The organism is Erwinia sp. MYb375 (genome assembly GCF_037479175.1).
Lineage (GTDB): Bacteria > Pseudomonadota > Gammaproteobacteria > Enterobacterales > Enterobacteriaceae > Erwinia > Erwinia rhapontici.
In genome coordinates this window covers 686,322-699,845 of the sequence record NZ_JBBGZS010000023.1, presented here as the reverse complement: position 1 = coordinate 699,845, position 13,524 = coordinate 686,322, and the positions used below count along the sequence as shown (strand labels likewise).

The 13,524-nt window shown below is 57.2% G+C and carries 12 protein-coding genes; 10 read left to right on the top strand and 2 right to left on the bottom strand.

The features are described from left to right. Nucleotide 1 precedes the first annotated feature (1 nt). The 9 genes from WH279_RS16205 to WH279_RS16165 all read left to right on the top strand — a co-directional run bounded on the left by WH279_RS16205 (nt 2) and on the right by WH279_RS16165 (nt 10,361). Nucleotides 2-1,096, top strand: a complete 1,095-nt coding sequence (locus WH279_RS16205) for a methionine ABC transporter ATP-binding protein (RefSeq protein ID WP_339457709.1) — start codon at nt 2-4, stop codon at nt 1,094-1,096. After that, nucleotides 1,080-1,730: a methionine ABC transporter permease gene (locus WH279_RS16200; protein ID WP_133842077.1), complete on the top strand. Its 651-nt coding sequence runs from the start codon at nt 1,080-1,082 to the stop codon at nt 1,728-1,730. Before WH279_RS16205 ends, WH279_RS16200 begins: the two co-directional genes overlap by 17 nt. Nucleotides 1,731-1,843: 113 nt before the next feature. Beyond that, the gene (locus WH279_RS16195; protein ID WP_339457708.1) at nt 1,844-2,857 is read left to right on the top strand and encodes a sugar ABC transporter substrate-binding protein; all 1,014 of its coding nucleotides are present in this window, start codon (nt 1,844-1,846) and stop codon (nt 2,855-2,857) included. After that, complete coding sequence (locus tag WH279_RS16190; RefSeq protein ID WP_339457707.1) at nt 2,847-4,376, top strand: sugar ABC transporter ATP-binding protein; 1,530 nt, start codon at nt 2,847-2,849, stop codon at nt 4,374-4,376. Before WH279_RS16195 ends, WH279_RS16190 begins: the two co-directional genes overlap by 11 nt. Then, on the top strand, nt 4,373-5,404 hold the full coding sequence (locus WH279_RS16185) for an ABC transporter permease (RefSeq protein WP_339457706.1): 1,032 nt from the start codon (nt 4,373-4,375) through the stop codon (nt 5,402-5,404). The genes WH279_RS16190 and WH279_RS16185 overlap by 4 nt, the downstream gene beginning before the upstream one ends. Then, nucleotides 5,397-6,386 carry an ABC transporter permease gene (locus tag WH279_RS16180; RefSeq protein ID WP_339457705.1) on the top strand — a complete coding sequence of 330 codons (990 nt, stop codon included), beginning with the start codon at nt 5,397-5,399 and terminating at the stop codon, nt 6,384-6,386. The genes WH279_RS16185 and WH279_RS16180 overlap by 8 nt, the downstream gene beginning before the upstream one ends. After that, the gene (locus WH279_RS16175; RefSeq protein ID WP_339457704.1) at nt 6,383-7,732 is read left to right on the top strand and encodes an LLM class flavin-dependent oxidoreductase; all 1,350 of its coding nucleotides are present in this window, start codon (nt 6,383-6,385) and stop codon (nt 7,730-7,732) included. The genes WH279_RS16180 and WH279_RS16175 overlap by 4 nt, the downstream gene beginning before the upstream one ends. A 113-nt stretch (nt 7,733-7,845) precedes the next feature. After that, the gene (locus WH279_RS16170; protein WP_339457703.1) at nt 7,846-9,711 is read left to right on the top strand and encodes a phospholipase effector Tle1 domain-containing protein; all 1,866 of its coding nucleotides are present in this window, start codon (nt 7,846-7,848) and stop codon (nt 9,709-9,711) included. Beyond that, nucleotides 9,702-10,361: a DUF2931 family protein gene (locus WH279_RS16165; RefSeq protein ID WP_200642001.1), complete on the top strand. Its 660-nt coding sequence runs from the start codon at nt 9,702-9,704 to the stop codon at nt 10,359-10,361. Before WH279_RS16170 ends, WH279_RS16165 begins: the two co-directional genes overlap by 10 nt. 171 nt (nt 10,362-10,532) lie before the next feature. Here the strand turns inward: WH279_RS16165 and WH279_RS16160 are convergent, their stop codons facing one another. Beyond that, nucleotides 10,533-11,585 (bottom strand): ATP-binding protein, encoded by a 1,053-nt coding sequence (locus tag WH279_RS16160; protein WP_339457702.1) that lies wholly within the window; start codon nt 11,583-11,585, stop codon nt 10,533-10,535. A 1-nt stretch (nt 11,586) separates the two neighbouring features. Further along, nucleotides 11,587-12,282, bottom strand: coding sequence for a response regulator (locus tag WH279_RS16155; RefSeq protein WP_200642003.1), 696 nt, complete (start codon nt 12,280-12,282; stop codon nt 11,587-11,589). Nucleotides 12,283-12,418: 136 nt separating this feature from the next. Here WH279_RS16155 and WH279_RS16150 point away from each other — a divergent pair, with 136 nt between their 5' ends. Then, entirely contained in the window at nt 12,419-13,522 is a 1,104-nt protein-coding gene (locus WH279_RS16150; protein WP_339457701.1) for an efflux RND transporter periplasmic adaptor subunit, read from the top strand. Nucleotides 13,523-13,524 lie beyond the last annotated feature (2 nt).

Below are 13,524 nucleotides of genomic sequence, written 5' to 3'. Positions count from 1 at the left end.
TATGGTCAGCCTGAGCTGGCCGGACAGTGCCGAACAGAGCGCTACCGTCTCCCGTCAGCCGGGAGCGGCGCATGTGGCCATCGACGGCCTGTTTAAACGTTATGCCGGGCAGCAAACCGATGCGCTGCATAACATTAACCTGCATATTCCACGCGGTACTATTTTCGGCATTATTGGCCGCAGCGGTGCGGGGAAATCCTCACTGATCCGCTGCCTCAACCGGCTGGAAAACCCGACGGCAGGCAGCGTGGTGGTGGATGGCGTGGATATCGGCAGCCTGAGCGACAACGCGCTGGTGAACTGGCGGCGCGGCACCGGGATGATCTTCCAACACTTCAACCTGCTGTCGGCGAAGACGGTGCGTGAGAACATTGAGCTGCCACTAAAGGTCGCCGGGGTTGAGGCGCGCGCACGCCAGCAGAAAGTGGATGCGCTGCTTAAACTGGTCGGGCTGGAGGAGCGCCAGCACGCCTGGCCCGCCCAGCTCTCCGGCGGGCAGAAGCAGCGCGTGGGGATTGCCCGTGCGCTGGTGCATGAACCGCAGCTGTTGCTGTGCGATGAAGCCACCTCGGCGCTCGACCCGGAAACCACCGCCTCGATTCTGGCGTTGCTGCGCGAGATCAACCAGCAGCAGGGCATCACCATTGTGCTGATCACCCATGAGATGAACGTGATCCACGATTTGTGCCATCAGGTGGCAGTGCTGGAACAGGGCAAAGTGATTGAGCAAGGCCCGGTCTGGCAGGTGTATGGCGATCCGCAACAACCGACGACGCAGATACTACTCAGCCCGCAACAGCATGCGCTGCCTGCGGCGCTGGCTGACCGTCTGCGTCCGCAACTCAGCAGTGCCAATGACCGGGCGCTGCTGCGCCTGACCTGGACCGGAGAGGGCGCGCTGCCGCAGCTGGCGGCGATTATCGCCCTGGTGGGCAGTGAAACGCAGTTGATACAGAGTGCGCTGGAGTGGGTGCAGGATCGGCAGATTGGTCAGATGATCTTACTGAAACCGGCCGGACCTGCGCCGTTTGACGCCAGCTCACTTGAATCGTTAGCCGACCGTGTGGAGGTGCTGGGCTATGTCACTGCAGATTGATCGTTTATGGCAGGGATTGCTGGATACGTTAATGATGGTTGGGGTGTCCTCACTGGCCGCGCTGCTGCTGGGCCTGCCGCTGGCGGTGGTGCTGGTGATCACCGACAAACAAAACCTGTTTGCCAACCCGTTACTGAACCGTCTGCTGGGCTGGGTGGTGAATCTGTTCCGTTCGGTGCCATTCCTGATCCTGATGGTCGCATTGATCCCCTTTACCCGTATGGTGGTCGGCACCTCGTATGGCGTCTGGGCCGCCGTGGTGCCGCTGACGCTGGCAGCTACGCCCTTTTTTGCCCGCATTGCGGAGGTCAGCCTGCGTGAAGTGGATAAAGGGCTGGTAGAAGCGGCACAGGCGATGGGCTTTCACCGACGGCATATTATCTGGCACGTGCTGTTGCCGGAGGCGCGTCCGGGCATTGTCAGCGGATTTACCATTACACTGGTGACGATGATCAATGCTTCGGCGATGGCGGGGGCGATTGGCGCAGGGGGGTTAGGGGACCTTGCCTATCGCTACGGTTACCAGCGTTTTGACTCACAGGTGATGCTGACCGTGATTGTGGTACTGGTGGCGCTGGTCACGGTATTACAGCTGTGCGGCGACCGGTTATCGCGGCGGCTAAATCACCGTTAGTTCAGTTTTTCTTAATAACCAAAGATGCCGGATCCTTAGTTGAAATCGGCATTATTCCTGTCAGATGACTGTGCTACTTTGGCATTCATTCATCTGACAGGAATACTATAAAAATGGCTAAGAATAATAAAACAAAAATCGTCTCACTGATTAAAGCCTCACTGTCCGCGCTGGTCGCTTCGGCGATATTCATGGCCTTGCCGGCACAGGCAGAAAATAATGATGCCGATGTGCCGTCATTAAAAGGGAAACGTATTGGCATTACCGTGGCGGGCACCGATCACTACTGGGATCTGAAGGCCTATCAGGGTCAGATTGATGAAGTGAAACGCCTGGGCGGCACGCCCATTGCGCTGGATGGCGGGCGTAAAGAGGCGCAGCAAATCTCTCAGATTCAAACGCTTATTGCCCAAAAGCCGGATGCCATTATTGAAACCCTCGGCACCGCGTCGGTCCTCGAACCCTGGCTTAAAAAAATCCGCGCCGCGGGTATTCCGCTGTTTACTGTGGACACCGCCAGCCCTTCCAGTATTAACGTCACCACCTCGGATAACTTTTATATTGGTGAACAGCTGGCGCTGAAACTGGTTAACGATCTGCGCGGCGAAGGAAATATCCTGGTATTTAACGGATTTTATGGCGTGCCAGTGGTGGCAATGCGTTACGACCAGTTAAAAGCGGTACTGAAATGGTATCCGAAAATTAAAATCATTGAACCGGAATTGCGCGATGTGATCCCGAATACCGTGCAGGATGCTTATTCACAAATCAGCCAGCTGCTAAATAAATATCCAAAAGGCTCGGTACAGGCGATCTGGGCCGCCTGGGATGTACCACAGATTGGTGCCACGCAGGCGGTGGATGCCGCCGGGCGCAGTGAGATTAAAACCTATGCCGTCGACGGCAGCCCGGATGTGGTGTCGCTGGTGAAAGATCCAAAATCCAGCGCAGCGGCGGTGGTGGCCCAGCAGCCTTACCTGATTGGTAAAACCGCCGTACAAAACGCCGCACGTTATCTGGCGGGGGATCGCAACCTGCCGCCAGCAACCTATGTGCCTTCGCTGGTAGTGACCAAAGAGAACGCCGCCGAGGTGCAGAAAACGCTGGGTCAGAGCGATGCCAAATAAACCGCCGCTGTTAGCGCTGCATCAGATTGATAAAGCCTTTGACGGCGTACCGGCCCTGCGCGGGGTATCTCTCAGCCTCGCGCCGGGGGAGATTCACGGCCTCATTGGCCATAACGGGGCGGGAAAATCGACGCTCATCAAGATCCTCGGCGGACTGCAACCCGCCGATGGCGGAGAGATCCGCTTCGACGGTCAGCCGGTGCGCATTGATTCGCCGGGTAGGGCGCAGGCGCTGGGCATTGAGATTGTGCATCAGGAGCGCCTGCTGGCCCCCAGCCTGACGGTGGCGGAAACGCTGCTGCTGGGCGAGGAGCCGATTTATCCCGGCGTGCGGCTGCTGAATCGTCGTCGCCTGCGCCATATTGCGCGCCGGGCGATCCGCCAGCATTTCGCGTTGGAGATCAATCCGGACAGCCTGATTGCCGACCTCAGCGTGGCAGAACAACAAATTGTGCAGATCACCCGTGCGCTGCAGCACTCGCCGCGCGTACTGGTGTTTGACGAACCCACGGCGGCGCTGGCCCGCCATGAAGTGGACGCACTGTTTCGCGCTATCCGCACGCTGCGCGGCCAGGGGCTGGCGGTGCTGTACGTTTCACACTACCTCGATGAAATCACCGAGTTGTGCCAGCAGGTCAGCGTATTACGTGACGGGCAAAACGTGGCACAGCATCAGGTCAGCGAGGTCACCGGCCCGAAGCTGATCCACGATATGCTCGGCGATGCGCTGCAAACCCAGTCCCGGCCGACGTCAACGCGTCGTGAACAGACGCTACTGCGCGTGGACAATCTGTCGGCTCCGGGGCGTTTCAGTGATGTCAGCTTCAGTGCGCAACGCGGCGAGATTATCGGCGTCACCGGGCTGCTGGGGTCCGGCGGTAAAGCGCTGGTGCGCTCACTGTTTGGGCTGGAGAGTGGCCTGAGCGGCAGCATCACCTTGAACGATCGGCCCCTGTTGCCACGTTCACCCCATCAGGCGGTGCAGCAGGGCATTGCGTTTGTACCGGAAGATCGCCGTGCCAACGGCATCGCACCCGATCTCAGCGTGCGGGAGAATATTGCGCTGACTTCACTGAAAAGCCTGGTCCGGCGGCTGTTTATCGATCGCGGGCGCGAGAGGGCGCTGGTCGCGGGCAATATTCAGCAACTCGGTATCCGCACGCCGGGTGCGGAGGCACCGCTGCGGTCGCTCTCCGGGGGCAACCAGCAGAAGGTGGTGCTGGCGAAATGGCTGAATACCGATGCACAGCTCTACCTGCTTGATGAACCGACGGTCGGGGTCGATATTGGCGCAAAAACCGAGATCTATCAGGCGCTGCAACAGCTGGTTGCGCAGGGGGCACTGGTGATCGTCTTCTCAACGGACCTGCTGGAGCTGCAGTCCTTGTGTGACCGTATTCTGGTGCTGGCACGCGGGCAACTGGTCAAAACGTTGGACACTGCTTCCGCCGACCATCATGACATCCTCGCCTGGGCTTCGGGTGCAGCACAGGACCTGACGAAAGGAGCTGCCGCATGACAGAACTCACGTCACAAGACGCCGTGCTGACCCCGCCTGCCTCTGCGGCGCCGGTATCCGGGCAGGCCACGCAGTGGCTGCAGGGCGGTGCTCTGCTGATCATTATTGCGGTGCTGGCCGTGTTTGCCGTGCTGTCACCGATATTTCTCACCCTCGGGAATCTGGGTAACGTGCTGCAACAGGCCGCGGTGACCGGAACGCTGGCCTTTGGTCTGACGCTGGTTTTGACCGGCGGCGGCAGCCATTCTCTGACCGGGGGCATTGATCTGTCGGTGGCGGCTAATATGGGGCTGAGTGCGGCGGTGTTTGCCACGCAGCTGGCGGCAGGCCATTCCCTTGCAGTGGCGCTGGGCCTGGCGCTGTTAAGCGGTGCCGCCCTCGGCGCGCTGAATGCGCTGGCGGTAGTGTGGCTACGTATTCTGCCGCTACTGGCAACGCTGACCACCATGAATATCGCCATCGGGCTGGAGATGGTGCTGACGCAGAACTCCACCATTCCGGTCAGTGGGCCGCTGTTTGATGCTCTGCTGGCGGCAGGTCCGCTGACGTTGCCCTGGCTGGCCTGGGCCTTTGCCCTGCTGGCGCTGCTGGCAATTCTGTTGACACACAGCACCCGCTTCGGGCTGCGCTTACAGGCAGTGGGCAGCCATCCCCTGGCTGCGCGAGCAAATGGCCTGGTGGTGTGGCGCTATATCGCTGCCAGCTATGTGCTGTGTGGCGTAGCGTCGGCATTAGCCGCTTTCGGTTCAGTGACCGTGCTCAGCGGCAGTTCGCCGGGGGCGGGCGATAACCTGCTGATGGTGATTGCCGCCGTGCTGCTGGGCGTGGTGTTTTCACGGCGTCTGGTGCCGACCGTGGCCGGAACCCTGGTCAGCGTGCTGTTTCTCAGCCTGATTGCCAACGGTTTCCAGTTAATTAATGTGTCCAGCTACTGGATTAACGGTGTGGAAGGGGTGCTGATCCTCTCGGTGGTCTCACTGACCGCACTGCTGCGCCAGCGCCAGCAAAGGAGGAAAGTCCGTGTCTGAGTTAACTGTACGTCCTGTGGCGGCAAGAGCAGGCGGCAACCTGCTCAGCCTGTTGATGCTGCTGGCCTTTGCCCTGTTACTGCTGCTGTTCAGCCTGACCGCACCCGGCTTCTTTACCCTGAGTAATATCGAAAGTGTGCTGCTGAATAATGTTGCACCGCTGGCGATTGTCGCCCTGGCGATGACGGTGGTGGCTTCGATGGGTGCGGTGGATCTCTCCGTCGGCACCGCGATCGATTTTTCCTGCCTGGTGCTGGTGACCTTGGTGCTGCATCAGGTCGGGCTGCCGCTGGCGATCGGTGCGGCGTTGCTGGCGGCACTTTGCGTGGGATTGTTTAACGCATTTCTGATTGCGGTACTCGGGGTGGAACCCTTTCTGGCCACGCTGGGTACGCTGTTTATTGGTCAGAGCGTGCAGCAGCTGGCATCGAACGGCGGTCAGCCGATCTACCTGTTGACTCTGGTGCTGCCACCGGGCTTCTCGGCGATCAGCCACGGCAGCTGGCTGGGCATTCCCCTGCCGCTGTGGGTCGTTGCGCTGCTGGCGACAGGTTTACATCTGCTGTTGCAGCGCAGCCGTCATGGCCGGGCGCTGAACGTCTTCGGCAGCCAGAGTAGCGTGGCGCACTATTCGGGTATCCATACCAAACGGCTGATCACGCTGGCCTTTGTGATCAGCGCCGTCACCGCTGGTCTGGTGGGACTGATGCTGGCATCGAATGTGAAAGCCTGGGTGTCGTTGTCGGGCAATGCCTATCTGTTGAATGCCATCGGCGCGGCCTTTATTGGCAGCACCTTCTCCCGCTCGCGGCGGCCCAGCGTGCCGGGCACCTTGCTTGGCGTTGTCCTGCTCAGCTTTGTCGCCAATGGGTTACTGTTGATCGGCTGGAACTTTTACTGGCAGCAGGTGGCGACCGGGGTGCTGATCTTCGTGGTGCTGGCCGCCGGAGCGCTGAACCGTCGCCAGCGCGGAGGGGCATGATGAGTGCACCGAAGCCGCCGCTGATCCTGTTTGGTTTTATGATGAATGTGGTCGGGCATATCTCTGCCGGGCTGTGGCGTCATCCAGAGGATCAGGCCTCACGCTACACCGATATCCGCTACTGGGTGGAGATCGCGCAGCTGCTGGACGAGGCGGGGTTCGATGCGCTGTTCCTGGCGGATGCGCTGGGGCAGCTGGATGTATATCAACAGCAGCCCGATGCGGCGCTGCGCGGTGCCGCCCAGATGCCGGTCAACGATCCGCTGCTGCTGGTCTCCGCACTGGCGGCCGCCACCCGGCATCTGGGTTTTGGCGTGACCGTTTCCACCACTTACGAACATCCTTATCTGCTGGCGCGGAAATTCACCACCCTGGACCATCTCAGCAACGGGCGGGTGGCGTGGAATATCGTCACCTCAATGCTGGACTCCGCCGCGCGCAATCTCGGCCTGACGCAGCAGATCCCTCATGACGAGCGCTACGATCGTGCGCAGGAGTTTGTCGATGTTGCCTGCAAACTGTGGGAAGGCTCGTGGGAGGAGGAGGCCGTCGTCCGTGACAAGCAGGGCGGGGTTTACAGCCATCCGCATAAAGTTCACCCCATTCGTCACCAGGGTCGTTACTATCAGGTGCCGGATGCGCATCTCAGCGAACCCAGCCCGCAGCGTACCCCGGTGCTGTTTCAGGCGGGTACCTCCGCACGCGGTAGCCTGTTTGCCGCCGCCAACGCCGAGGTGATTTTTATGGCCGGGCTGACGCCGGAGGCCATTCGCCATGATATTGCCACCATTCGCCAGCTGGCGGTGGAGCAGGGGCGGCATCCCGATGCCCTGCGCTTTATTGCCGCCGTCACCGTGGTGACCGGGCCGGATGACACACAGGCCCAGGCACGCTATGCCGATTTTCAGCGTTACATCAGTGAAGAAGCAGCGCTGGCGCTGTTCTCCGCCTGGACGGGGGTGGACTGGGCAGACTACGATCCTGATCGCCCGCTGGAATATATCGAAACTGACGCCTGCCGCTCGGCGCTCGCCAGCCTGACGCGTATTGACGGTGGCCGACAGTGGACACTGCGTGAAGCGGCACACTACATCGGGATTGGGGGACTGCATCCCACGCTGGTGGGCGGCCCGCAGTCGGTGGCCGACCAGTTGGAACAGTTTGCCGCGGCATCGGGCGTGGACGGTTTTAACATCGGCTATGCCATCAGTCCCGGCAGCTTTGAGGATTTTGCCCGCTATGTGATACCGGAGCTAAAAGCCCGCGGACGCGTTGCACCCCGACCTGCGCAGCCACTGACCCTGCGCGAAAGGCTGTTTGGTGCGGGACAGCGTTACAGGCGGTAAATCGTAAAAAAAGACGTTTGTGTTAGCGGTACGCGTATTTTTTCTCAGAATACTTTTGATTAAGTTGTCCTTCGCACATTTTATGTTCAACGTAAAAAGGCTAAGGACAGCATATGGCAAAGGGCTATTTTCTTCGCGTGGGCGATAAAACCACCTGCGGTGGGGAAGTACTGAGCGGTCACTCGACCGTCTTTCTGCGTGGCGCGGAGCTTCCGCGGGAGGGCAGTCTGGTCTCCTGCGGTAAGAACCCGGGTATGACGTACAGCATCATCAGCGGGCCGGGCAAAATAAGGGTGGGCGGGATGCCGCTGGCAGGTACGCTCGACAGCGTCAGTTCCTGCCCCTGCGGGGCGACGTTTATTTCCTCAATTCCTGACGGTTACGGCAAAGAACCCGCCAGCGTAACGCAGCGCAAGCCAGAGCCGATTGAACTCTCCCTGTTCGCCCCCTCTCAGGCAGACGAACCGCTACAACACGCCCAGTCCGCGAAGAAAAAGCGGCGCGAAATCACGCTGACGATCGGGGTGTTTTTTGATGGGACGGGGAATAATGCGGATAACAGTGCTGACCGTCAGAATGCCTGTGCAGGCGAGCATTATGGCATGAGTGACGGGGATGCCGAATCTACGTTATCTCAGTGCGTAAGGCTGAAACGGAGTCATAGCGGTATTGCCGCAGGAAGTTATCTTGGTTATTACACCAATGTGTATTGGCTGAATAGGTTGTATACCACTAGTTTCCCCAATGATGACAAGCATGGCCAGATCAAGATTTATATTGAGGGGATTGGTACAGAGAGCGGCAAGGGCGACAGTGCCTATGGCGTGGGAACGGGCAGGGGCAACACCGGCGTAGTCAGAAAAACGGATAAAGCCGTCGCCGCGCTGGTTGTTGCTATCAAAAATCATTTAGATAAACCCTCCGAATACGGTATCAGCATCGTCAGGGAACTGCAGTTTGATATCTTCGGTTTTAGCCGGGGGGCAGCGGCAGCACGGCATTTTGCCAACAGGGTGTTTGATCAGGACGATGCCATTGTGGCAGCGATTAAAGCCGGATTAGGTGAGGTTAAGTTCAATGGCACGCCCAGCGGTAAAACCCGCTTCCTGGGGATATTCGATACCGTTGCGGGGATCGGTACGCCGGTGAACGGCTTTAATCCGCACAGTGCGGACACCGGGGAGGTGAATATTGTGCTGCGCCCCGGCGTGGCGGAGAAGGTGTTCCATATTACCGCGCAGCATGAGTGCCGCTTTAACTTTGCGCTGAACAGCGTAAAACCCGCGTGGCCGGAGCTGGTGTTGCCCGGGGCGCATTCGGATATTGGCGGCGGGTATAATCCTGACGAGCATGAAGCCTGTTTCCTCACCCGCCCGCAGTTTGAAACGGTTCTGGCTTCTGTTTCTGATAAGGAGACCGCAACGTATCGTCATGCCGGTGCACAGTTTGGGATCATGACGCGTTATCCGGCCATAGCGCCGCTGCTTGAGGGTAACGTGATTAAACTCAGAGCCTGGCATGACGACCGAATGCCCGCTGACCGCTATGGTATGCTGCAAAAACGCAGCGGTGCCGCGCTGATCCTCGAGCGTCCGACACGCAATGACTGGTCAAAAGTGGCGCTGCGGGTAATGATTGATGCGGCGCAGGATGCGGGGGTGGTGTTCGAGCCCATACTGCCTAAAGATGACAACCTTTCATTACCGACCGAACTAAAAGAGTTGTATAAAAAAGCGATTATGATGGGCCGCGCTGTCCGCAATGGTCAATCGGTCAGCGAGTATACCACCGCGGAAATTACTGCGCTGGCAGGAAAATACCTTCACTGTTCGGCCAACTGGAACAGCGTGATGCGGGACAGTCAGGGGAGGATCACCGGGGCAGTGAAGCCCGCGAAGCTGGTGACCTTTACCAACCGACCGGATGAACGCTGGCAACGGACGATTTACGATATGGACGGGAACAGAATATGGAAATAAAACGGATCGCTGTGCTGCTTTCACTACTGACGTTGACGGCCTGCCAGGGGGCAGACCAGGCCAACAAGACGGCTCAAAACACGGAACCAACGGAGTGGAAATTTAACTTTTTCACGCCCATATACTTACCCGCGTTGGTGACGTTTGTTGTGGTACAGGATGCCGCTGGCACCGTGTATCGCTTCAATACCCTGGACAGTACGCAGCCATTACATGATGTGGCGGGTGAGTGGAACGACAGTGCGCGGGCTCTCAATGGTTACTGGAATCATGTTGAAAAACCGCCCAAGCATATTATTTTTTGCTGGGATTCAGTGATTGATAAAAAAGTCTATGAAACCCATCTGACTTTCCCCTGGGATGTGGTGGATAAAATGCGCAAACCCAGCGTACACAAGGACTATCTTGGTAAGGCTGCGTATTACGACAGTGTACAGATGGGGCTGGCCCCTGAAGGAAAGGTGGCCGTCTGGGTAAATGGTATCCGCTTCGAGCATAACTACCGTATAACGCCGTCAGTGCTGAAGACGTTATCCGGGGATAAGTTAGATATTTGTAAAGGGATAACTAATTTTTCAAACGGTTATGAATACGGAGAAAATACAAAAGAATTTATTAAAAACAAAGTGTATCCGTATGGTGTCTGGTAGTTTTTAGAGCAAGGACGGGAACAGAATATGGAAATAAAACGTATCGCTGTGCTGCTTTCACTACTGGATATGACCAGGACATAAAAGATTTTATCAAAGGAAAAAAATACCCTTACGGCAACTGGTAGTCGCTGATTCAGGCCAGGGAAGTGACCCCGTTGGCCTGCATCTCTATTTCCCACTCGCCGGAAGCATAATCTGCATACAGGTGCCGCCAAGCCGACTGCGCAGGCAGCGTGCGGTGCCTCCGTGTGCCCGGGCAATGGCATAAACCACCGCCAGCCCCAGGCCGGAGCCATCCGGCTTTTGCACCCGGTCATTCTCTGCACGGAAAAAGGCGTCAAAAACCGCCCCCTGATCGGCGTCACCAATGCCGGGGCCTTCGTCTTCCACCGTGAGCACAATGGCATTACTGGAGCTGCGGCAGGTGATCATCACCACGCCAGGAAGGGCATATTTACTGACATTGCTGAGTAGCGCGGACAGCACCTGGCGCAGGCGCACTTCATCGACAAAACAGACAATATCTTCGGCTTCAATCACCGGCTCAAGCCCACGTAGCTTAAGCTTGTCACGAAAAGAATCGACAGATGACGTCAGTATTTCTTTAAGATGCAGCGTTTCACGGTAGAGGTAGAGCTGGCCGCTGTCTGACAGGCTGAGTACGCGAAGATCGTCGATCAGCCGAGATAATCCTTCCGTCTGCCGGAGTAAGATATCGAACTGCCGATCGTCTCTGTCGAAAATACCGTCCACCATCCCCTGTATGCGCCCTTGTAACACCGTAACAGGCGTGCGCAGCTCATGGGCGATGGCCGCATTCCACTTTTTCATCTCATGCGACATCACTTCGAGCTTTTCCGCCATGGAATTAAAGTCATCAATCAGCAGTGCGGTTTCGCGTATTTCTGCGGCGCTATGTTCTGCCCGGATGCTCAGATTGCCCTCGGCCACCTGGCGCGCACTGTGGGCAACCGCATTCAGCGGAATAATCACGCGTTTGGCAAAGCCCCAGACAAAATAGAGCGCCACTGCCGACGATAAAATACCCGCGAGCAGCGTCAGTATCCAGTCGTGAGAAGTCGGTATCCAGCTGTACTCATCTTTGCCATCATAAAAGATGCCGATATACACGCTGTACACCACCGACAGCAGCACCAGCGTGCTGACGGCGACTTTTAAGGTGAGGATAAACAGCTGATAGCGGATGCCAGGCGTTGCCATCTTAGTCTCCCAGCCGATAGCCGAAGCCGCGAATGCTCTCAGGCACTGAGGGTAGCCCGGCCTGTTCTATCTTTTTACGCAGCTTGCTGATGTGGCTGTCAACGGTGCGCTCACTGGCTTCACCTTCGGGAAGACAATGCTCCAGCAGCTCCCGGCGGGTGAAAACACGCTTCGGGTAACGAATCAAATGCATCAGGATTTTAAATTCCGTTGAAGTCAGCCTGCTTCCGATCTCGGTACCGCTATTTTTTATTTTCACCAGATGATTAACTGTATCCACATCGATATTTTTACTGCTGTAAATATTCTGGTTTTTATTATGACTGTAAAAGGGCAGGCGACGTAATATCACGTGAATCCTCGCCACCACTTCCGCTGGATTAAAGGGTTTAACGATGTAGTCATCGGCCCCGACTCTTAACGCATGGATTTTGTCCACATCAGCATCCAGTGCTGTCAGCATCATCACGGGGACGTCTGAGTCTTTACGAATATCGTTAAGTACCTGCCAGCCATCAATAAATGGCATTTTAATATCCAGGATGACAAAGTCAGGCCGGTCCTCAAAATAACGCTCCAGTGCTTCACGTCCGTTAGCGGCATGAATAATGGTAAAGCTTTCTTTTTGCAGGTAAGCAAAAAGGATGTCGGCAATATCTTTCTCGTCTTCAGCGAGCAATATTTTAATATTTTTCATCTTCGACCCGATTTTCGTGTCATCTCATTCCTTCTCCACACCATCTCCACATAACCTCCACGCAGCCTCAACGTACGGCCTTTATTATTACGTTAACACATAAGTTAACTTTAAAAATATCAGGAAAGCGGTCGGTATGTTTAACAAAAGCATAGCAAGATTATCATTGATACCGATGTTTTATCTTCTGTCGGGCTGTGATGCGCCGACAGAAACAACGGTCAGCGAAACACCTCCAGTATCGGTGATAGTTGAAACGCTGGTACTGCAGCCCGTTACGCAGGAACAGGTTTTTGCAGGCCGTGTCACCGCATTTCGCACGGCGCAAATCCGCCCGCAGGTCAGCGGCATTATTACGGCGATGCACTTCAGCCAGGGCAGTGAAATCCGTCCCGGTCAGGCACTGTTCCAGATCGACCCGGCGCCGTTCAAAGCTGACGTGAACAGCGCAGCGGCGGCAGTGGAGAAGGCCGAAGCCAGTTATCGCCAGCTGGTGGCGCGTGCTGCCCGGTTACAAAAACTGCACGGCAGCGGGGCCATCAGCCAGCAGGATCATGAAGATGCCGCCTCAAACGCTGCTCAGGCAAAGGCCACGGTGTCTGAAACCCGCGCGATGCTGGCGCGTAAACAGCTTGATTTGTCCTATGCCACCGTCAAGGCACCGATAGGCGGTCGCATCGATGAGAACTTCGTCACAGAAGGGGCGCTGGTCAGCAGCAGCGACAGCCAGCCGATGGCGATGGTGCAGCAAATCGATCGCGTGTACGTCGACGTGCGCCAGCCCGCCTCGGCCATACAGACATTGCCCGCCACCGCGCCCGTTCGGGCGGATATTCTTTCCGCTTCCGGTGAGCCGTTCAGCAACAGTGCACGCATTCTGTTTACAGGCATCAGCGTGGACACCGGAACGGGTGATGTGGTGATGCGCCTTGAAGTGGATAACCCGCAGCACGCGCTGCTGCCGGGCATGTACGTTCAGCAAAAAATTTCACGACAGCTGGCGGCTGAAGGCGTGGTGATCCCGCAGGAAGCCCTGGTGCGCAATGGTGATGTTACGCAGGTCTGGCTGGATAAGGGCGGCAAGGCGAAAGCCGTCACTATCCGGCTTGGTGAAACCCTGAGCGGCCACTATTTTGTGCGCGCCGGGCTTAACGCCGGGGACCGCCTGATAACCCAGGGCGGTGGCAAATTGCAGGAAGGGATGCCGGTGAATGCCGGTGATAAGAAACAACATCCTTAAGG